This window comes from Acidovorax sp., assembly GCF_046339755.1.
In the GTDB taxonomy this organism is placed as follows: domain Bacteria; phylum Pseudomonadota; class Gammaproteobacteria; order Burkholderiales; family Burkholderiaceae_C; genus Acidovorax.
The window spans coordinates 1-17,697 of record NZ_JBKDTZ010000303.1; the positions used below are offsets into that span (position 1 = coordinate 1).

Sequence of the window (17,697 nt, forward strand, 5' to 3'; positions counted from 1 at the left end):
AGCCTGGTGCTGCAGGCCGTGGAGCGGCATGGCGGCAGCGTGTCCAGCCTCGACGTGCCGGCGGGCGGCACCGTCTTTCGGGTGGCGCTGCCGGCAGCGTAGCGCCTGGCGCAGAAAAGGCGCTGCGCCGCCGGCTACCGCCGTTGTCTACTTCGCGGTGGTCTCTGCGGTCTGGGCAGCCACTATGGCCTTTTGCATCTCGTCGCGGGACAGGAAGCCGTCCTTGTCGGTGTCCAGCCCGTCGAAGTACTTGGCGATGTCGGGCACCACGGTGGCTTCGGTCTTGCTGATCTTGCCGTCCTTGTCCTTGTCCAGCTCGTCGAAGGCGGCATCGATGGACGCCGCCTGCTTCTTGAAACGCGCCTGCTGGAACTTGCTGAACTCCGCCTTGTCGACGCGGCCATCGCGGTTGGCGTCCATGGCGGCAAAGGTCTTGTCGATGTAGGCCTGCTTTTCCTGCTTCTGTTCGTCGGCTGCTGCGCTGGCCAGGAGCGGCGCTGCGCTTGCGAGCGCCAGGAGAACGATTTTTTTCTTCATGTTGAAACTTTCGGTGGTTGAGGGGGCCAAAGGATGGCTTTGGCCGCACGGGCAGCCATGGCCTGGCCACCGGAATGGCCAGGGCAGGACCCGGGATGGAGAACAGGGGATGGCGCCGGCTGCGCTGCGGGCCGGTCCGCGGCATGCAGCGCCACTACGGCACGGGACACCGTCACTGGCAGCGGTAGGAATAGCCGTTGGAGGCGCGGTAGGTGTCCGTCGCCCGGTCGTAGTTGCCGTACCGGCCCAGGCAGTAGTCCGCGCGGCCGCGCTCGCGCTCTTCCTTGTCACGGTTGGCGGCGGCCGCGATGATGCCGGCCACCAGCACGGTGCCGACGACACCCGCCACCACGCGGTCGTTGCGCGCCTCTTCCCGGCGGTTGCGCTCCCGTTCGCGCCGGTGGAATTCGGCGCGGTCGCGCTCGCGCTCGCGTTCCCAGCGGCCGTGGTGGCCATCACCCCATCCCTGGGCATGGGCGGGGCCGCAATACGGTGCGAGCAGCAGGAACGGGGCCATTGCGCCCAGCAGTACCAAGGATCGACCAGCTTTCAAAAACATCAGATGCACTCCTTCTTGCCAATTGCATGGCTGTCTGGAGTAGGCGCCCCGCAGGTTGCCCGAACATGGCGCCGCCGGGCAGGGGTGTTCGAGCGTGTACCAGATGCGAACCGGCCCGCTACGGTCTGCCGGCTGCCCAGTCCGCAATCTGCTGCGCGACCCAGGCCGGATCATCCAGAGGCAGATCGTGCCCGGCCCAGGGGTGCAGCACCAGTGGGCAGCCCCAGGCGCGCGCGATCGCCGCGGAGCAGCGGCTGCTGACCAGGCCATCCTGCGCACTGCCCAGCAGCAGCATGCGCTCCAGCGGGCATGTGCGCGGAGCGCGGTAGCGCGCCGCCGCGGCCAGCTGGCGCACGGCGTTGGCACCCGAGACAGGCCGCGCCTGGCGCGCGGCCACCCACTGCTCCACCACGCCCTGGTGCTGCCCGGGCCGGTTGCTGGTGAGCCGCAGCACGGTGGACTCCGCCGCATGCGGCCCACTGGCCAGCAGCACCCCGCGCACCAGGGGGCCGTAGTTGCGCGGCCTAAGCCGCCGGTAGAAGGGGCTGAAGTTGCCGAAGCTGGTGTTGATGAGCACGCAGCCCTGCACCTCGTCCGGGGCCGTGCGCGCCCACTCGGTGGCCACCATGGCCCCAAGCGACATGGCCAGCAGATGGTGCGGCCCGGCAATGCCGCGCTGCGCCAGCTCGGCACGGCACTGCGCCACCACGGCCGCCACCGACATCGGGCTCTGCCGCCCATGCCACTGGCCATTGCCCGGCAGGTCCAGCATCAGCACCTCGGCACCGGGCATGGCCGCCTGGAAGGCCGGCACAAAGCCCCCCCAGTGCACCGCCTCGCGCGTGAGGCCGCGCAGAAAGATCCAGCGGGTAGGTAGCTTCATCATCGTATGGGTCCCCCCATGGACGCAGGCACCGCCCGCAGCGGCGGATACCGCCACGCCCCAGGCCAGCGCCCCCGCGCAAGGGCCGCCCCGCCGCGCTGGGGGCGTCCCCCCTCAGGGGGGAAGGCGCGAAGCGACTCAGGGGGGAGCCTCATTCAGTACCAGGTAGCCAGCGCATCGGCCCGCCGCTGCACGCGCGCCTCGGGCTCGGGCACCCAGCGCTGGTGGCTGCCCGCGGCGCGCGTGAGAAAGTCCAGCAGCGGAAAGTGCCGGCGCAGCACGCGCTGCAGGCGGTGGTTGATCAGCGGGTTGAAGATGCCCTTGCGCGAGAACAACTGGCGCGGGTTCTTCTTGATCCAGCGCCAGGACCCCATCTCCAGCGTCAGCGGCAAGAAGGTGCGCGAGGGGTCGTTGCAGGCCTGCATGTACAGGTGGTCCCACAGGTCGCCGTGGGTGAGGTACTGCGTGCTCTGCGGCTCGATGATGTAGGGGTGGTAGGCATGCGCCTGCAGAAAGATCTCGTGCAGCGCATGCAGCTCGGGCAGGTGCGCGATGGGCTTGCGTGTATGCGCGAAAGGGAACCACAGCCGGTCGGTGATGCCGAAGCCCGAGTGGCAGTCGAGGGCAAGGCTGAAGGGGCGTGACAGCAGTTCCTGGTGCACCACCTCGCACAGCGCGCGGCTTTCGGCTTCCATGGGCGCGCCCGGCTTGCCGCGGTACCAGGGCAGGCCGGCGCTAATCCGCTGCCCGCCGATGAGAAAGGCCACCCGGTCCAGTGCATCGACCGGCGCGTTGCGCATCAGGTCCACGCCATTGGGGTTGGCGCGGGTCGCAGCCCACATGCCACCCGGGTTGACGATGGGCATGAACACCAGGCGCACCTGTTCGAGCTGCTGGTTCAGCGCCATATCCCAAGGCAGGCGCATCACCACGTTCTGCAGGTAGGCGATCACCACTTCGGCGCCAATGCCTTCGAGCCCATGCACACCACCGAAGAAGCCCATAGCCGGAACGTCCGGGTCCGGGTTGCCCAGGCTGATGGCGTGGATGGGAAAGCGCTCGCCCGTGGCCATGTGCACGGTGTGCACCACGCGCGCATCCAGGCGCTGGCCACCCTGGTCGATGATCCTCTCCAGTGCCGCAAGCTCGGGCAGGACGATGTCGGGCACGGTGGTGTCTAAAGGCCTGTAAGAAAAGGAAAAAGGCAGTTGCCATGCAAGCATAGCGTTCAGCCCGGTCACTGCGAAGGCCCTTGTTTCAGCTGCGTTGCAATTTGCCGATCTGACGCGAAACCGTCACATGGCCGGGCTATCTTGGCGGGGCACCACACAACCACCAAAGGGGGGCCCATGCTCTGGAAATTACTCGGCTTGCAACGGCTGATCGACGAGCTGCTGGACGAAAGCTGGTTCTCGTTCGACCTTCCCGACAACGACGTTTTCTCCCATGAAGAACTGCTCCCGCTCCCGGCGCAGGATTGAGCCGCTGCGCACGGTGGCGCTGTTCGGGCTCGTGGGCTGCGCCATGGCCTTTGGCCTGGTGGAGCTGTTTGCACTGCAGCGCTCGCGCTACCAGGCCTGGCGCGGGCGCCACAACCACCACCCCGCCCTGCCCCGCTGAGGGCGGCCGACCCCGCCAGCGCCATGGCCCATCGCGACCAGAGCCCGGGTGAGGAACTCGCCAACAGCGCGAGCCACGCCGTGGCGCTGCTCGCCGCCATGGTGGCCGCCCCCTCCATCGTGGCCTCGGCCCAGCCCCATGGGGCGGCCAGCATGGCCGGCGCCATCGTCTTTGCCGCCACCATGGTGCTGCTGTACCTGGCCTCCACCGTGTACCACGCACTGCCCGACGGGCGCTTCAAGCAGCTGGCGTTGAAGCTCGACCACGGCGCCATCTACCTCTTCATCGCGGGCAGCTACACCCCCTTTGCCCTGCTGCGGCCCGACGGCGGCTGGAACCTGGCGCTGCTGGCCCTGGTCTGGGCCATCGCCACGCTGGGGCTGGTGCTCAAGGCCGTCAACCGGCTGCGCACGGCCTGGCTTTCCACGGGCATGTATGTGCTCCTGGGCTGGCTGGCCCTGGCGGGCGCCCTGCCCCTCATCGGCCACCTCACGCACGAAGGCGCGCACTGGCTCATCGCGGGCGGTGTGGCCTACACGGTCGGCGTGGCCTTCTTCGTGCTCGATTCACGCCTGCGCTACGCGCATGCCGTGTGGCACGGCTTCGTGGCCGCAGGCACAGGCTGCCATGCGGTGGCCGTGGCGGGCTGGGGCGGCTGAGCGGGCGCGCCGACCTACGCGGCCACGGCCTGTGGCGCCCGGTTCAGCACGGAGGCCCCGGCTGCAACGGGCAGCTGGAAGTGGCTGCGCAGCGTCTCCCCCGCACACTTCGTACGCAACAGCCCGCGCGCCTGCAGCACCGGCACGGCCAGCTCGACGAACGCCTTGAGAGAGGTGTTGGGCAGGGCCTGGAAGAAGTTGAAGCCTCGGTGGCGCCGCCTTCGAACCAGCGCTCCATCTCGTCGGCCAGTTGTTCGGCCGTGCCCACGAAGGTGCGGCGCGGCCGGGCGTGCCAAAGGACGACCTCGCGCAGCGTCAAACGATGTTCGCGCGCGTGCTGCTTGATGCGGTCGCTGGCGCTCTGCTGGCTGTTGCGGCCCAGCTGCCCAGATCCGGACAGGGTTCGTCCAGCGGGTACTGCGAGAAATCGTGGTCATTGAAGGGCCGGGCCAGCGCGGCCAGCGAGGGCCAGTTGACACAATTTTGGGGGTGCTTTGCTTCGGAGCGTTGCCAGCGGTCATGCCATGGGACCTTGGATAGAAACCCGCAGGGTAGTCCGGCGTTGCGCAGCAGCCAACGAAGAAAAAACAGATATCGCTACTTGCCCCCACCTCAACGACAAAGGCCCTGCAGTGCAGGGCCTGGCAAGCAGCAGGGGCCGTGGGCGGCCCCGCCAGTCACAGCTTGGCGATGGACACTTCGGTCGACTTGACCAGTGCGACCACGTCGGAGCCCACGACCAGGGCGAGGTCGTCCACCGAACGCGTGGTGATGACGGAAGTGACGACGCCCCAAGGGGTTTCGACATCGACCTCGGAGACGACGTCGCCGCGGATGATCTCGCGCACTTTGCCCTTGAACTGGTTGCGCACGTTGATGGCTTGGATGGACATGGTTTTCTCCTTGAAAAGTCCGGAAACGGTGTGAGTGGGTGGGTTGGTAGAAAGAAGGGAAGACGTTCAGACGGCCCAGCGCAGGCCGTGCGCCGGCACGCCGGGCCATTGCGCATCGTTGGCGCTGGGTTCGGCATCGGGCTTTTGCAGAACCCGGTCGAGGATGCGCTTCTCGATCGCGGCAAAGGCCGCGTCGCCGTGCGAGCGTGGTCGCGGCAGGTCGATGACCTGATCGAGCGCGATCTGCCCGTCCTCGATCAGGATCACGCGGTCCGCCAGGGCCACGGCCTCCTGCACGTCGTGGGTCACCAGCAGCGCGGTGAAGCCGCTGGCACGCCACAGGCCTTCGATCAGGCGGTGCATCTCGATGCGGGTGAGCGCATCGAGTGCGCCCAGGGGTTCGTCGAGCAGCAGCAGCCGCGGGTTGTGCACCAGGGCGCGCGCCAGGGCCACGCGCTGGCGCTGGCCGCCGGACAGGCGCGCCGGCCACTCGCCCAGCCGGTCGCCCAGGCCGACACGGGCCAGCACGTCGGCTGCGGCGCCGCGGCGCTCGGCCGGCAGGCCCAGGGCCACGTTCTCGGCCACGCGCTTCCAGGGCAGGAGGCGCGAGTCCTGGAACATGATGCGCGTGTCCTGGCTCAGGCCGTCCACGCCCTGGCCATCAATGCGGATGGAACCGCCCGAGACCGATTCGAGCCCCGCCACCAGGCGCAGCAAGGTGCTCTTGCCGCAGCCGCTGCGGCCCACGATGGCCACGAACTGGCCGGGCTCGATCACGAGTTCGGTCTTCTTGAGCACCTCGCGCGCGCCGTAGCGCTTGTCCACGCTGCGCACTTCCAGGCGCACGCCGCTGGCGCCCTGGGCGGTTGAAGGAGGATTCTGTGCCATGGCGTCAGGCTCCGGGCTTGAAGAGGGCCACGTCCAGCGTGTTCACACGCCGGGGCAGCAGTTTCTCGGACAAAAAGGCGTCGGCGATGCGCTGCTGCTCGGACAGGCCTGCAGGCAGCACGGCACGCACCTCGTAGCTGCGCCGGCTGTTGGCCTGCTCCACGGTGGCGGTGTCCAGGCCCCACACGGGCGCCAGCAGCGCGGCGGCATCCTTGGGCTGGGCCTTGACCCAGGCGCCAGCCTTCTGCAGCTCGGCGAACAGCACGCGCAGCACGTCGGCCCGGGCCTGCGCAAACGGCGTGGCGGCCAGGTAGTAGCGCTGGTAGGAGGCCACATCGCGGCCATCGGCCAGCACGCGCACGCTGGACTGGCGCTGCACGGCGGCGAGGAAGGGGTCCCACACCACCCAGGCGTCAATGGCGCCGCGCTCGAAGGCTGCGCGCCCATCGGCCGGCGTGAGGTAGGCGGGCTCGATGTCCTTGAAGGACAGGCCGGCCTTCTCCAGCGCTGCGATCAAGAGGTAGTGGGCGCCGGCGGCCTTGGCAAAGCCGATCTTCTTGCCCTTGAGGTCGGCCACGGTCTTGAGCGGCGAATCGGCACGCACCACGATGGCCTGGGCCGAGGGGGACGGCGCCTCCTGCGCCACGAAGGTCAGGTTGGCGCCGGCCGCCTGGGCGAACACGGGCACGGTGTCGGCCACGTCGGCGCTCACGTCGATGTTGCCCAGGTTCAGGGCTTCCAGCAGCGGCAGGCCACTGGTGAATTCGTGCCATGTGACCTTGGTGCCCAGTGGGGCCAACAGCTTTTCGAGCGTGCCCTGGGTCTTGAGCACCACGATGAGGGTGGACGACTTCTGGTAGCCGATGCGCACGGTATCGGGCTTGCCGCCGCTTTGCGCGCTGGCCAGCCCGCTGGCCGTGGCGGCCAGCAGCGCCAGCGCCGTGCGCCGGGAGAGGATGGAAGTAGAGGCAGACATGCGGGTCCTTGGAATCTTGGAATGCGGTGGTAGGGGTCCTACGGATTCGCGTTCGACCGTATGACTAGGCGGGAAGCCGCAGACAGTGCTGTAGCACGGCAAGGCGAACCAACGACGTCAGACGGTTGAAGGTGAATCCGTATCAGGTGCTTTGGTAGCCGGGGTGCCAGCGCAGCCAGTACCGCTCCAGCGTCTTGGCGAACACGTCCGCCAGCTTGCCCAGCAGCGCGTACAGCAAAATGCCCACGAGCACGATGTCGGTCTGCAGGAATTCGCGCGCGTTCATGGTCAGGTAGCCGATGCCTGCCTGCGCCGAGATGGTCTCGGCCACGATCAGGATCACCCACATCAGGCCCAGCGAGAAGCGCAGGCCCACCAGGATGCTGGACAGCGCGCCCGGCAGGATGATCTGGCGGTACAGCTGCCAGCGCGACAGGCCGTAGGTGCGCCCCATCTCGATCAGCCCAGGGTCCACGTTGCGGATGCCGTGGAAGGTGTTCAGGTAGATCGGGAAGAACACCGACACGCTGATCAGGAACAGCTTGGCCGACTCGTCGATGCCGAACCACAGGATGACCAGCGGGATCAGCGCCAGCGCCGGGATGTTGCGCACCATCTGGATGGTGGAGTCGAGCAGGGTCTCGAACACGCGCACCGAGCCGGTGAGCAGCCCCAGCGCCAGGCCCAGGCCGCCGCCGATGGCCAGGCCAGCGAGGGCGCGGCCGGCGCTGACCTTGACGTGGGTCCACAGCTCGCCCGATGCGGTCAGCGTCCAGGCGGCCTTGACCACTTCCAGCGGCGCGGGCAGCACCCGGGTCGAGAGCCAGCCCAGCGACGAGGCAATCTGCCACACCACGATCAGCGTGACGGGCACGGCCCAAGGGATGAGGCGCAGCAGCACGCCCTTGGCAAAGCGCAGCGCGGGCGAAGACGCCAGCGGCGCCAGGCTGGCCGCGTCGATGGAATCGGCCACGGGCGATGCCTGCAGCTCTCGGGTGGTGGTGTTCATGCGAACTCCTGTCGTTCGGTATCGGGTTCCAGGAACTCCAGCTGGTTGCCCGCCGGGTCCTTCACGTAAAAGCGCAGGTAGCCGGGCAGCGCCCGGTTCTCCACCAGTGGCAGTTGCGCCTGCAGCAGGCGCCCGCGCAGCGCGGGCAGGTCCTGCACCTCCAGCGCCAGGTGCGACACCGAGGGCGCGCCCTGCCAGTGCTCGGTGGGCACCAAGTCGATGCGCTGGGTGCCTGCCGCAAACTGCAAGGCACTGCCAGCAGCCACGCGCACCTCGGGCAGGCCCAGCAGGCGGTTGTAGAAGTTGCGGATGGGTTCCTCGGCACCGGCCGGGAAGGCCAGCTGCACGTGGTTGATGGAATGGATGGCCATGGGCGATCTCCTGTGCGGGTACTCAGCTTTGCGAGGCGCGCGGAGGCAGCTCGTTGGCCACGGCTTCGCCGAAGGGGCCGAGCGGGTTGCCGCCCGAGAGCTTTTCGCGCACACCGAGCGGCAGCAGCGGGAAGACGAGTTCGGCAAAGCGGTAGGCCTCCTCCAGGTGCGGATAGCCCGAGAGCACGAAGGTATCGAGCCCCAGGGCCGCGTATTCGGTGATGCGCGCGGCCACGGTCTCGGGGTCGCCCACCAGGGCCGTGCCCGCGCCGCCGCGCACCAGGCCCACGCCGGCCCACAGGTTGGGGCTGATCTCCAGGTCCGCCCGCGAGCGCTTGGCGCCGCCGGCATGCAGGCGCGCCATGCGCCGCTGGCCTTCGGAATCCATGCGCGCAAAGACTGCCTGGGCGCGCACCACGGTGGCATCGTCCACATGGCTGATGAGTTCCTCGGCCGCGGCCCAGGCCTGTGCATCCGTCTCGCGCACGATGACGTGCAGGCGGATGCCGAACTTCACAGTGCGGCCGTGCTTTGCGGCACGCACACGCACGTCGGCCACCTTTCTGGCCACCTCGGCCGGGGGTTCGCCCCAGGTCAGGTAGGTCTCGACCTGCTCGGCCGCCAGGTCGTGCGCCGCCTCGGACGAACCGCCGAAGTACACCGGTGGATGCGGCTGCTGCACGGGCGGGAACAGCAGCTTGGCGCCCTTGACCGCGAGGTGCTGGCCCTCGAAGTCATAGGTCTCGCCGGTGTGGCTGCGCGCCATGATCTCGCGCCAGATGCGGATGAACTCGGCCGACTGCTCGTAGCGCGTGGCGTGGTCCAGGAACACGCCGTCGCCTTCCAGCTCGGACTGGTCGCCACCAGTCACCAGGTTGATGAGCAGGCGCCCGCCAGAGTGGCGGTCGAAGGTGGCGGCCATGCGCGCCGGCAGCGCGGGCTGGTGCAGGCCGGGACGCACGGCGACCAGGAACTTGAGCCGCTTGGTGGCGCCGATCAGGCTCGACGCGATGACCCAGGGGTCTTCGCAAGAACGCCCGGTGGGGATGAGCACGCCCTCGTAGCCGAGGCTGTCGGCCGCCACCGCCACCTGCTGCAGGTAGTCGTGGCTGATCTGGCGTGCGCCCTTAGAGGTGCCCAGGTAGCGGCTGTCGCCGTGCGTGGGAATGAACCAGAAGATCTGCATGGAAACCTCTTTGTTATTGCTTCAGTAGGAGATGGCGAAACCGAACCGGGGAGCGCCCACACCCGCGCAGCGCGGCCGGGTGGGCAGGCCCCAGGCGCCAGCCGTCACGCACAGCACGCGGCGCAGTTGCTCGTGCAGGGGGAAAGGCATGGGGGTGTGCATGGAGGCGCTCGGGGGATCAGGAAGCGCTGAGGTCCACGGGCGCGGCATGCAGCAGGTTGAGCTTCCTGGGGATGAGCTTGAGCTCGAAGAAGGTATCGGCAATCGACTGCTGCTCGGCGATGATCTCGCGTGTCACCGGCGCCGTGCCGAATTTGGCGCGGCTCAGGTACAGCTCGGTGATGCTGCGGTCCAGGCCCAGCACGGCGGTCAGTTCAGCGGCTGCCGCCGACTGGTTCTTCGAGGCCCAGGTGTCGATGGCATTGACCTCCTCGATGGCGATGCGCAGCACGTCGGCATTGCGCGTGGCGTAGTCGCGCGAGGTGAAGTAGTAGGCGCGGTTGTTGACGATGCCCGTGGCATCGACCAGCAGGCGCGCGTCCAGCGTCTTCTGCGCGGCGGCCAGGAACGGGTCCCAGATGATCCAGGCGTCCACGGCGCCCTTCTCGAAGGCCGCGCGCGCATCGGCGGGCGCCAGGAAGATGGACTGCACGTCGCCATACTTCAGGCCGTTCTTCTCCAGCAGCTTGACCAGGAAGTACTGCACGTTGGAGCCCTTGTTGTAGGCCACGCGCTTGCCCTTGAGGTCGGCCACGCGGCGGATGGGCGAATCCTTGGGCACGATCACCGCCTCCAGTGCCGGGCGCGGCACCGTGGCGCCGGCATACACCAGCGGGGCGCCCGCAGCCTGGGCAAAGATGGGTGGGGCCTCACCCACATCGCCGAAGTCGATGGAGCCGACGTTCAGCGCTTCGAGCTGCACAGGGCCAGCGTTGAACTCGGTCCAGCTGACCTTCACGCCCAGCGGGGCCAGGCGCTTTTCGAGCGTGCCGCGGCCCTTGAGGATGGACAGCCAGCCCTTCTGGTGACCGATGCGCAGCACGCGGCCGGAAGCCTGGGCCAGGGCCTGGCCACCCGTGGCGGCGAAGGCGGCGGCCGCCAGGCTGGAGAGGACCACCTGGCGGCGGCGCGAAGAAACGGGGGAAGCTTGTGTCAGGGCGCTGTGTCTTTCAGCAATGCCTGGGCATGCAGCGGCCCGGCCTGCCCGCAATGGCGGTCAGCGGCCCGAAAACAAAAAAGGGAGCGAAGGAGGAAGGTGGTGGGTGCAGCCAGCCGCCTGAAAAAAGCGCTGGAAGCCCCAAGGCGTCAGACGCTACATCGCACCTGCGAGAAATGCACCGGCGCGAAGCGGCCGGCCTGGGCCGCAGGGGGACGCAGGTTCTCGGTGATGAGCACGTTCACCGCGTCGTCCAGGCGGGCGGCGATGTCGGGGTTCAGGTCATAGGCGCCTTCGGGCGTCAGGGCCACCTGCGCGTCGGTGGCATAGATGCCGGGCAGGATGCTCTTGGCACCCAGCGACTGCAGCACGGGCCGCAGCGCATAGTCCAGCGCCAGCATGTGGTGCGGGCTGCCGCCGGTGGCCAGGGGCAGAACGACCTTGCCCTTGAGCGCGGTCTGCGGCAGCAGGTCCAGAAAGACCTTGAGCACGCCGCTGTAGGCGGCCTTGTAGACCGGGGTGGCGACCACCAGCACGCGGGCCTGGGCCACCTGGTCGATGGCCCCTACCACGGTGGGATGGGCGAAGTCGGCCAACAGCAGGGCCTGGGGCGACAGGTCGCGGATGTGGATGCGGTCCACCAGCGCGCCGCGGCCCGACAGGCGCTGGGCCACGGCATCCAGCAGTGCGGCGGAACGGGACCGCTCCGAGGGGCTACCGGCAATGAGAAGGGCGGACATAGGATCAGGCAATTCGTAAAGGCGTGGCTTTCCAAGCGCCACCGCGGAGCCGGCTTGGCCGGGCCTTGGGTGGCGCTGCTTGCAGGAAGCCGGTGGGCTTACTTCTTCGTATAAATTTGGTCGAAGCTCGCGTTGTCGGCGAAGTGGTCCTTGGCTGCCTTGTCCCAGCCGCCGAACGCGTCGTTGATGGTGAACAGGTTCACCTTGGGGAACTGCTTGGCGTACTTGGCCTTGGCCTTCTCGGACACGGCGGGGCGGTAGAAGTGCTTGCCGGCAAGGTCCTGCCCTTCCTCGGTGTACAGGTACTTGAGGTATTCCTCGGCCACGGCGCGCGTGCCCTTCTTGTCCACGTTCTTGTCCACCACGGAGACGGCGGGCTCGGCCAGGATGGAGATCGACGGTGCGATCACGTCGAACTTGGTGCCGAATTCCTTTTCCAGCAAGTAGGCCTCGTTCTCCCAGGCGATCAGCACGTCGCCCTGGTTGCGCTGGGCAAAGGTGATCGTGGAGCCGCGGGCACCGGTGTCCAGCACGGGCACATTGCCGTAGAGCTTGGCCACGAAGTCCTTGGCCTTGGCATCGCTGCCCAGCTTGCGCTTGGCGAACTCCCAGGCGGCCAGGTAGTTCCAGCGCGCGCCGCCCGAGGTCTTGGGGTTGGGGGTGATCACGCTGATGCCGGGCTTGATGAGGTCGTCCCAGTCCTTGATGCCCTTGGGGTTGCCCTGGCGCACCACCAGCACGATGGTCGAGGTGTAGGGCGAGCTGTTGTGCGGCAGGCGCTTTTGCCAGTCCTTGGGAATCCAGCCGCCGTTGGTGTGCAGGGCGTCGGTGTCGCCAGCCAGGGCCAGGGTGGCCACGTCGGCATCCAGGCCGTCGATGATGGAGCGCGCCTGCTTGCCCGAGCCGCCGTGCGATTGCTTGATCGTCACGTCCTGGCCGGTCTTGCCCTTCCAGTACTTGGCGAAGGCCTGGTTGAACTCCACGTACAGCTCGCGCGTCGGGTCGTACGAGACGTTGAGCAGGGTCACAGACTGGGCAAACGACGGCAACGCCGTCAGGGCCAAGCTGCCCACCAAAGCGGCGGCAAACGGAAACTTGATAAAGTCGCGGCGAAAATTCATGGAGAGGCCTCTTTGGATTGGATGCGGATGGGTGCTGAACACCGATGGACCGCATTCTGGAATCCCTCCATCAAAACTGAAACAACTAAGATTTCAGTTCTTTATACCGAAACTATCTAAACACGAGGAAATCCCCATGGCACGCACCATTCAATGTATCAAGCTCGGCAAGGAAGCCGAAGGCCTGGATTTCCCTCCCTACCCCGGCGAGCTGGGCAAGCGCATCTGGGAGAGCGTGAGCAAGGAGGCCTGGGCCGGCTGGCTCAAGCACCAGACCATGCTGGTCAATGAAAACCGCCTGAACCTGGCTGACGCACGTGCCCGCCAGTACCTGGCGCGCCAGATGGAAAACCATTTCTTCGGCGGCGGCGCAGATGCAGCCGCAGGCTACGTGCCTCCCAGCCCATAACCCATCCTTTGCCCTTCATGTCCGAGCCTGTCGATTGGCTGCCGGACGGCACTCCCTACAGCCCCCGCTTCGGCGACCGCTACCACAGTGAAAACGGCGGCCTCACGCAGGCCCGCCAGGTGTTCCTGCGTGGCTGCGGGCTGCCGCAGGCGTGGGCTGGGCAAGCGCAATGGCACATCCTGGAAACTGGGTTCGGCTTCGGCCTGAACTTCCTGGTGACCTGGGCCGCCTGGAAGGCCGACCCCGCGCGCTGCATGCTGCTGCATTTCGTCTCCACCGAGGCCTGGCCCGTGGGGGCCGATGACCTGCTGCGCGCCACCACGGTGCACCCCGAGCTGGCGCCGCTGGCGCGCGAGCTCCACGCCCAGTGGTGGGGCCTGCTGCCGGGCGTGCACCGGCTGAGCTTCGAGGGCGGCCGGGTGCTGCTGACCCTGTATGTGGGCGATACCCAGGCCATGCTGCGCCAGCAGATGCCCACGGTCGATGCCGTGTACCTCGACGGCTTCAGCCCTCAGCGCAACCCGGAGATCTGGGACACCCACACCCTCAAGGCCGTGGCGCGCTGCTGCCGGCGCGGCACGCGCCTGGCCACCTGGACCATTGCGCGCGCCGTGCGCGACGCGCTCGCGCAGCTCGGCTTCGAGGTCACCCGTGCGCCCGGTGTGCCGCCCAAGCGCGACAACCTGCACGCCATCTTCAACCCACGCTGGGAGCCACGCACCGCGCCGCAGGCCCATCCGGAGCCCGAGCCCCGGCCGCCGGGCGACTGCATCGTGATCGGCGGCGGCGTGGCCGGTGCGGCCTGCGCCGCCAGCCTGGCGCGGCGCGGCTGGCGCGTGCAGTTGCGGGACCAGGCCGAAGCCCCGGCGGCTGGCGCCTCGGGCCTACCGGCAGGCGTGTTCGCCCCCCATGTCTCGCCCGACGACAGCCTGCTCTCGCGCCTGTCGCGCAGCGGCGTGCGCGCCACCCTCACCCAGGCCCGCGCGCTGCTGCGCGAAGGGCTGGATTTCGGCCAGACCGGCGTGCTGGAGCGGCACGCCGCCGACAAGGCGCGCAACAAGGCCTTGCCGGCGAGTTGGGCCGATGGCCCCGGCGCCGACTGGAGCCAGCCGGCCCAGGACGCAACCCTGGCCCAGGCGCAACTGCCCGCCGGCACACCCGCCAACTGGCACCCCCGCGCGGGCTGGCTGCGCCCGGCGCGCATGGTGGGCCAGTTGCTGGCCCAGCCCGGCATCACCTGGCGCGGAAGCTGCCGCGTATCCCGTCTGCAGCGCAAGGATGGCCCCGGTACGCCCTGGGAGGCACTGGACTCCATGGGCCAGGTGCTGGCCGAGGCCCCGGTGGTGGTGATCGCCGCAGGCGCAGACAGCCGCACGCTGCTGGCCAACGAGTGGCCGCTGCAGGCCCTGCGCGGGCAGGTCTCAGTGGGCACCTATGCCGCGGGCGATGCCCCGCTGGCGCCCTTCCCGATCAATGGCAACGGCAACCTGGTGCCGGACTTCCCACTGTCCGGGGACGGCAATGGCCCGCGCGCCTGGATCATGGGGTCGACCTTCGAGCGTGGCCTGACCGCCCTGCCCCCAACGCCAGCAGAGCAGTTGGAGGCCCACGCCAACAACTTCGCCAAGATGCAGGGCCTGCTGCCCCCCGCCGCCGAGCGCCTGCAGGCGGACTTTGCCGCCCCGGCCAGCCACCTGCGCACCTGGGCCGCTGTGCGCTGCACCCTGCACGACCGGCTGCCCGTAGTGGGCCCGGTCGATGCCGCGGCCCTGCCGGGCCTGTGGGCATGCACGGCCATGGGCGCGCGCGGCCTGACCCTGTCCATCCTGTGCGGCGAGCTGCTGGCGGCCCGGATGCAGGGCGAGCCGCTGCCACTGGATGCACGGCTGGCCAAGGCCCTGGGGGCCGAGCGCCTGGCCAAGATGTAACCAACTTGCGACAGTGGCGAGGGGGTCCATCGCCCCCCCAAACCCGCACCAGCATTGGTGCATAAGCTTATCCGCATAAGGGCAGGACAAAACAATAGTTTGTTTCCATAAGGAGCGCTCTTACATTCGCTGGCATGCACGATCTGGCGTTTGTCTTTGCGGGGTTTGCGGTAGGCCTCATCGTCGGCCTGACCGGTGTGGGTGGCGGCTCGCTGATGACGCCCGTGCTGATCTTCTTCTTCGGCATCAAGCCGCACCTGGCCATCGGTACCGACCTGCTATTCGCGGCCTTCACCAAGATGGGTGGCACCGTGAGCATGGCACGCCAGCGCCTGGTGCCATGGCGCGTGGTGGGCCAGTTGTGCGCGGGCAGCATCCCTGCCGCCATCCTGGCACTGTGGGCGCTCAAGGAGCTGGGCCCCGCGAGCGCCCAGGCCCAGCGCATCATGACCACCACGCTCGGCTTTGCCCTGCTGCTCACGGCGGCCGCCACGCTGTACAAGGTGGTGGCCTTCTCGCGCCAGCGCCAGGCAGCCGACCAGGCCCTGCGCGTGGCCAACGCCGAGCAGGCCACCCGCCCACGCCACTGGAGCCTGCCGGTGCTGCTGGGCGCGGTGATCGGCACGCTGGTGACCTTCACCTCGGTGGGTGCGGGCGCCATCGGCGTCACCGTGTTGCTGCTGGTCTACCCCCTGTTGCCATTGCCGCGCATCATCGGCGCTGACATCGCCTACGCCGTGCCATTGACCCTGGTGGCAGGGCTGGGCCATGCCTCGCTCGGCTCCGTGGATTGGAGTTTGCTTGCACAATTGCTGGCTGGCTCGCTGCCGGGCATCTGGCTGGGCTCCCGCCTGGTCACCCGCACGCCCGAGCGCCTGATCCGCTCCGCCCTGTCCGTCCTGCTGGCCTGGGCAGGCGCCAAACTCATATTGATCTAAGCCCACGACGATGTACCAATACACAGAATTCGACAAGCAGTTCGTCCACCAGCGCGCGCGCCAGGTCCGCGACCAGCTCGAGCGCTGGCAGGCGGGCAAGCTCGCCGAAGACGACTTCCGTCCGCTGCGCCTGCAGAACGGCTGGTACGTGCAGCGCTATGCGCCCATGCTGCGCGTGGCCGTGCCCTACGGCGAGATCGCCAGCCGCCAGCTGCGCGTGCTGGCCACCATCGCGCGGGACTACGACGAACCCGAGGCGGCCGTGTTCAAGGCCGCCATGGAAGGCCAGGGCCTGCTGGGCACGACCTTTTTGCCCAAGAACTGCGCCCACTTCACCACGCGCACCAACGTGCAGTTCAACTGGATCCCGCTGTCCAAGGCGGCCGACGTGATGGACCTGCTGGCCAGCGTGGACATGCATGGCATCCAGACCAGCGGCAACTGCATCCGCAACACCACCACCGACGCGCTGGCCGGCGTGGCCGTGGACGAGCTGATCGACCCCCGCCCCTACGCCGAAATCCTGCGCCAGTGGACCACGCTGCACCCCGAGTTCGCCTTTTTGCCGCGCAAGTTCAAGATCGCCATCAGCGGCGCAGCGGACGACCGCGCCGCCACCGGCTGGCACGATGTGGGCCTGCACATGGCGAAGAACGCGGCCGGCGAGATCGGCTTCAAGGTATTCGTGGGCGGCGGCATGGGCCGCACGCCGGTGATCGGTACCGTGATCCGCGAGTTCCTGCCGTGGAACCAGATCATGAACTACATCGAGGCCATCGTGCGCGTGTACAACGAGCACGGCCGCCGCGATAACAAGTACAAGGCGCGCATCAAGATCCTCGTCAAGTCCGAAGGCCAGCAGTACATCGACGACGTGGAAGAAGAGTATCGCCAGATCATGGAGATCGACGGCGGCCCCCACACGGTGCCCCAGGCCGAGTTCGACCGCGTCGCCGCCTGCTTCGTGCCGCCCGTGCTGGCCGACATCGCCGATGTCGAGCCCGCCGCGCTGGAGGCATCGCTCAAGGCCCAGGCTGCCGAGCATGTGGCCTTTGGCCGCTGGCTCAAGCGCAACGTGCATGCGCACAAGAATGCACAGCTGCGCGCCGTGACCCTGTCGTTCAAGCGCCCCGGCCAATCGCCGGGCGATGCCACCAGCGAACAGCTCACGGCCCTGGCCGACCTGGTGGACAAATACTCCGCCGGCGAGGCCCGCGTGACGCACGACCAGAACGTGCTCTTGCCCTGGGTGCATGCCAGCCGCCTGTTCGAGCTGTGGCAGGAGGCCAAGGCCCTGGGCCTGGCCAGCGCCAACGTGCAGTTGCTCACCGACATGATCGCCTGCCCCGGCGGCGACTTCTGCTCGCTGGCCAATGCGCGCTCGCTACCCATCGCCGAAGCCATCACCCAGCGCTACCAGGACCTCGATGAACTCGACGACATCGGCGAGATCGACCTGCACATCAGCGGCTGCATCAACAGCTGCGGCCACCACCACAGCGGCCACATCGGCATCCTGGGCGTGGACAAGGACGGCAAGGAGTGGTACCAGGTCACGCTGGGCGGCTCCGACGGTTCCGACCTGTCCGGCCCGGCCGTGGCCGGCAAGGTGATCGGCCCCTCGTTCTCGGCGGCCGAAGTGCCCGACGTGATCGCGGCGGTGCTCGGCACCTACCGCGACCTGCGCGAGAGCGGCGAGACCTTCCAGAACACCGTGCGCCGCGCCGGGCTGGACCCGGGTGAGAGCCGAAACGTACACCAGACGGACACGCTGCTCGAGGACAGAGAGGAGTTACGCTACTACGCCCTGATCGGCGGTGCCCG

General features: G+C 68.2%; 20 protein-coding genes and 2 pseudogenes. 8 read left to right on the forward strand and 14 right to left on the reverse strand.

What is annotated here, in order from left to right; genetic code table 11:
* Nucleotides 1-147: 147 nt before the first annotated feature.
* The 4 genes from ACK59X_RS25930 to ACK59X_RS25945 form a co-directional block, all read right to left on the reverse strand.
* Entirely contained in the window at nucleotides 148-537 is a 390-nt protein-coding gene (locus ACK59X_RS25930; RefSeq protein WP_409961361.1) for an EF-hand domain-containing protein, read from the reverse strand.
* Nucleotides 538-709: 172 nt separating this feature from the next.
* Nucleotides 710-1,096, reverse strand: a complete 387-nt coding sequence (locus ACK59X_RS25935) for a hypothetical protein (protein ID WP_409961362.1) — start codon at nucleotides 1,094-1,096, stop codon at nucleotides 710-712.
* A 118-nt stretch (nucleotides 1,097-1,214) separates the two neighbouring features.
* Nucleotides 1,215-2,036 (reverse strand): alpha/beta fold hydrolase, encoded by an 822-nt coding sequence (locus tag ACK59X_RS25940; RefSeq protein WP_409961364.1) that lies wholly within the window; start codon nucleotides 2,034-2,036, stop codon nucleotides 1,215-1,217.
* A gap of 98 nt (nucleotides 2,037-2,134) precedes the next feature.
* Nucleotides 2,135-3,148, reverse strand: a complete 1,014-nt coding sequence (locus ACK59X_RS25945) for a M14 family zinc carboxypeptidase (RefSeq protein ID WP_409961366.1) — start codon at nucleotides 3,146-3,148, stop codon at nucleotides 2,135-2,137.
* A 180-nt stretch (nucleotides 3,149-3,328) separates the two neighbouring features.
* Here ACK59X_RS25945 and ACK59X_RS25950 point away from each other — a divergent pair, with 180 nt between their 5' ends.
* From ACK59X_RS25950 to trhA, 3 genes are read left to right on the forward strand one after another with little or no spacing between them, the layout of a single operon-like run.
* A complete protein-coding gene (locus ACK59X_RS25950; RefSeq protein WP_409961367.1) occupies nucleotides 3,329-3,460 on the forward strand; it encodes a hypothetical protein in 132 nt (43 codons plus the stop codon).
* Nucleotides 3,426-3,599, forward strand: coding sequence for a hypothetical protein (locus tag ACK59X_RS25955; protein ID WP_409961369.1), 174 nt, complete (start codon nucleotides 3,426-3,428; stop codon nucleotides 3,597-3,599). Before ACK59X_RS25950 ends, ACK59X_RS25955 begins: the two co-directional genes overlap by 35 nt.
* A gap of 23 nt (nucleotides 3,600-3,622) precedes the next feature.
* Nucleotides 3,623-4,258, forward strand: coding sequence for a PAQR family membrane homeostasis protein TrhA (gene trhA, locus ACK59X_RS25960; RefSeq protein ID WP_409961371.1), 636 nt, complete (start codon nucleotides 3,623-3,625; stop codon nucleotides 4,256-4,258).
* A 677-nt stretch (nucleotides 4,259-4,935) separates the two neighbouring features.
* Here the strand turns inward: trhA and ACK59X_RS25965 are convergent.
* Nucleotides 4,936-5,151, reverse strand: coding sequence for a molybdopterin-binding protein (locus ACK59X_RS25965; protein ID WP_409961373.1), 216 nt, complete (start codon nucleotides 5,149-5,151; stop codon nucleotides 4,936-4,938).
* A gap of 300 nt (nucleotides 5,152-5,451) precedes the next feature.
* Here ACK59X_RS25965 and ACK59X_RS25970 point away from each other — a divergent pair.
* A pseudogene (locus tag ACK59X_RS25970) lies at nucleotides 5,452-5,577 on the forward strand (hypothetical protein); the annotation flags it as partial.
* On the opposite strand, the pseudogene ACK59X_RS25975 reads toward ACK59X_RS25970, so the two are convergent.
* The 9 genes and pseudogenes from ACK59X_RS25975 to ACK59X_RS26015 all read right to left on the reverse strand — a co-directional run.
* Nucleotides 5,557-6,039 (reverse strand): annotated as a pseudogene (locus ACK59X_RS25975) (ABC transporter ATP-binding protein); the annotation flags it as partial. The pseudogenes ACK59X_RS25970 and ACK59X_RS25975 overlap by 21 nt on opposite strands.
* 4 nt (nucleotides 6,040-6,043) lie before the next feature.
* Entirely contained in the window at nucleotides 6,044-7,015 is a 972-nt protein-coding gene (locus tag ACK59X_RS25980; RefSeq protein WP_409961375.1) for an aliphatic sulfonate ABC transporter substrate-binding protein, read from the reverse strand.
* Between the two features lie 142 nt (nucleotides 7,016-7,157).
* Nucleotides 7,158-8,024 (reverse strand): aliphatic sulfonate ABC transporter permease SsuC, encoded by an 867-nt coding sequence (ssuC, locus tag ACK59X_RS25985; protein WP_409961377.1) that lies wholly within the window; start codon nucleotides 8,022-8,024, stop codon nucleotides 7,158-7,160.
* Nucleotides 8,021-8,395, reverse strand: a complete 375-nt coding sequence (locus ACK59X_RS25990) for a VOC family protein (protein WP_409961378.1) — start codon at nucleotides 8,393-8,395, stop codon at nucleotides 8,021-8,023. Before ACK59X_RS25990 ends, ssuC begins: the two co-directional genes overlap by 4 nt.
* 22 nt (nucleotides 8,396-8,417) lie before the next feature.
* The gene (gene ssuD, locus ACK59X_RS25995) at nucleotides 8,418-9,581 is read right to left on the reverse strand and encodes an FMNH2-dependent alkanesulfonate monooxygenase (protein WP_409961380.1); all 1,164 of its coding nucleotides are present in this window, start codon (nucleotides 9,579-9,581) and stop codon (nucleotides 8,418-8,420) included.
* A 21-nt stretch (nucleotides 9,582-9,602) separates the two neighbouring features.
* Nucleotides 9,603-9,731, reverse strand: a complete 129-nt coding sequence (locus ACK59X_RS26000) for a hypothetical protein (RefSeq protein ID WP_409961381.1) — start codon at nucleotides 9,729-9,731, stop codon at nucleotides 9,603-9,605.
* Nucleotides 9,732-9,759: 28 nt separating this feature from the next.
* Nucleotides 9,760-10,683 (reverse strand): sulfonate ABC transporter substrate-binding protein, encoded by a 924-nt coding sequence (locus ACK59X_RS26005; RefSeq protein WP_409961391.1) that lies wholly within the window; start codon nucleotides 10,681-10,683, stop codon nucleotides 9,760-9,762.
* A 203-nt stretch (nucleotides 10,684-10,886) separates the two neighbouring features.
* Nucleotides 10,887-11,477 carry an NADPH-dependent FMN reductase gene (gene ssuE / locus ACK59X_RS26010; protein WP_409961383.1) on the reverse strand — a complete coding sequence of 197 codons (591 nt, stop codon included), beginning with the start codon at nucleotides 11,475-11,477 and terminating at the stop codon, nucleotides 10,887-10,889.
* Between the two features lie 98 nt (nucleotides 11,478-11,575).
* A complete protein-coding gene (locus tag ACK59X_RS26015; protein WP_409961385.1) occupies nucleotides 11,576-12,598 on the reverse strand; it encodes a sulfate ABC transporter substrate-binding protein in 1,023 nt (340 codons plus the stop codon).
* Between the two features lie 136 nt (nucleotides 12,599-12,734).
* Between ACK59X_RS26015 and ACK59X_RS26020 the strand changes: the two genes are divergently transcribed.
* The 4 genes from ACK59X_RS26020 to ACK59X_RS26035 all read left to right on the forward strand — a co-directional run.
* Nucleotides 12,735-13,007 carry an oxidative damage protection protein gene (locus ACK59X_RS26020; protein WP_409961386.1) on the forward strand — a complete coding sequence of 91 codons (273 nt, stop codon included), beginning with the start codon at nucleotides 12,735-12,737 and terminating at the stop codon, nucleotides 13,005-13,007.
* 17 nt (nucleotides 13,008-13,024) lie between these two features.
* Nucleotides 13,025-14,935, forward strand: a complete 1,911-nt coding sequence (gene mnmC, locus ACK59X_RS26025) for an FAD-dependent 5-carboxymethylaminomethyl-2-thiouridine(34) oxidoreductase MnmC (protein ID WP_409961387.1) — start codon at nucleotides 13,025-13,027, stop codon at nucleotides 14,933-14,935.
* Nucleotides 14,936-15,069: 134 nt separating this feature from the next.
* Nucleotides 15,070-15,873 carry a sulfite exporter TauE/SafE family protein gene (locus ACK59X_RS26030; RefSeq protein WP_409961388.1) on the forward strand — a complete coding sequence of 268 codons (804 nt, stop codon included), beginning with the start codon at nucleotides 15,070-15,072 and terminating at the stop codon, nucleotides 15,871-15,873.
* A 10-nt stretch (nucleotides 15,874-15,883) separates the two neighbouring features.
* A partial coding sequence (locus ACK59X_RS26035; RefSeq protein ID WP_409961390.1) for a hypothetical protein occupies nucleotides 15,884-17,697 on the forward strand: 1,814 nt, incomplete at its 3' end.

Excerpts from the sequence above, each read along its gene's own strand:
- ACK59X_RS25930 (WP_409961361.1), bottom strand. The coding sequence starts at position 537 with ATGAAGAAAAAAATCGTTCTCCTGGCGCTCGCAAGCGCAGCGCCGCTC.
- ACK59X_RS25935 (WP_409961362.1), bottom strand. The coding sequence starts at position 1,096 with ATGTTTTTGAAAGCTGGTCGATCCTTGGTACTGCTGGGCGCAATGGCC.
- ACK59X_RS25950 (WP_409961367.1), top strand. The coding sequence starts at position 3,329 with ATGCTCTGGAAATTACTCGGCTTGCAACGGCTGATCGACGAGCTGCTG.
- ACK59X_RS25955 (WP_409961369.1), top strand. The coding sequence starts at position 3,426 with ATGAAGAACTGCTCCCGCTCCCGGCGCAGGATTGAGCCGCTGCGCACG.
- trhA (WP_409961371.1), top strand. The coding sequence starts at position 3,623 with ATGGCCCATCGCGACCAGAGCCCGGGTGAGGAACTCGCCAACAGCGCG.
- ACK59X_RS25965 (WP_409961373.1), bottom strand. The coding sequence starts at position 5,151 with ATGTCCATCCAAGCCATCAACGTGCGCAACCAGTTCAAGGGCAAAGTG.
- ACK59X_RS25980 (WP_409961375.1), bottom strand. The coding sequence starts at position 7,015 with ATGTCTGCCTCTACTTCCATCCTCTCCCGGCGCACGGCGCTGGCGCTG.
- ssuC (WP_409961377.1), bottom strand. The coding sequence starts at position 8,024 with ATGAACACCACCACCCGAGAGCTGCAGGCATCGCCCGTGGCCGATTCC.
- ACK59X_RS25990 (WP_409961378.1), bottom strand. The coding sequence starts at position 8,395 with ATGGCCATCCATTCCATCAACCACGTGCAGCTGGCCTTCCCGGCCGGT.
- ssuD (WP_409961380.1), bottom strand. The coding sequence starts at position 9,581 with ATGCAGATCTTCTGGTTCATTCCCACGCACGGCGACAGCCGCTACCTG.
- ACK59X_RS26000 (WP_409961381.1), bottom strand. The coding sequence starts at position 9,731 with ATGCCTTTCCCCCTGCACGAGCAACTGCGCCGCGTGCTGTGCGTGACG.
- ssuE (WP_409961383.1), bottom strand. The coding sequence starts at position 11,477 with ATGTCCGCCCTTCTCATTGCCGGTAGCCCCTCGGAGCGGTCCCGTTCC.
- ACK59X_RS26015 (WP_409961385.1), bottom strand. The coding sequence starts at position 12,598 with ATGAATTTTCGCCGCGACTTTATCAAGTTTCCGTTTGCCGCCGCTTTG.
- ACK59X_RS26020 (WP_409961386.1), top strand. The coding sequence starts at position 12,735 with ATGGCACGCACCATTCAATGTATCAAGCTCGGCAAGGAAGCCGAAGGC.
- mnmC (WP_409961387.1), top strand. The coding sequence starts at position 13,025 with ATGTCCGAGCCTGTCGATTGGCTGCCGGACGGCACTCCCTACAGCCCC.
- ACK59X_RS26030 (WP_409961388.1), top strand. The coding sequence starts at position 15,070 with ATGCACGATCTGGCGTTTGTCTTTGCGGGGTTTGCGGTAGGCCTCATC.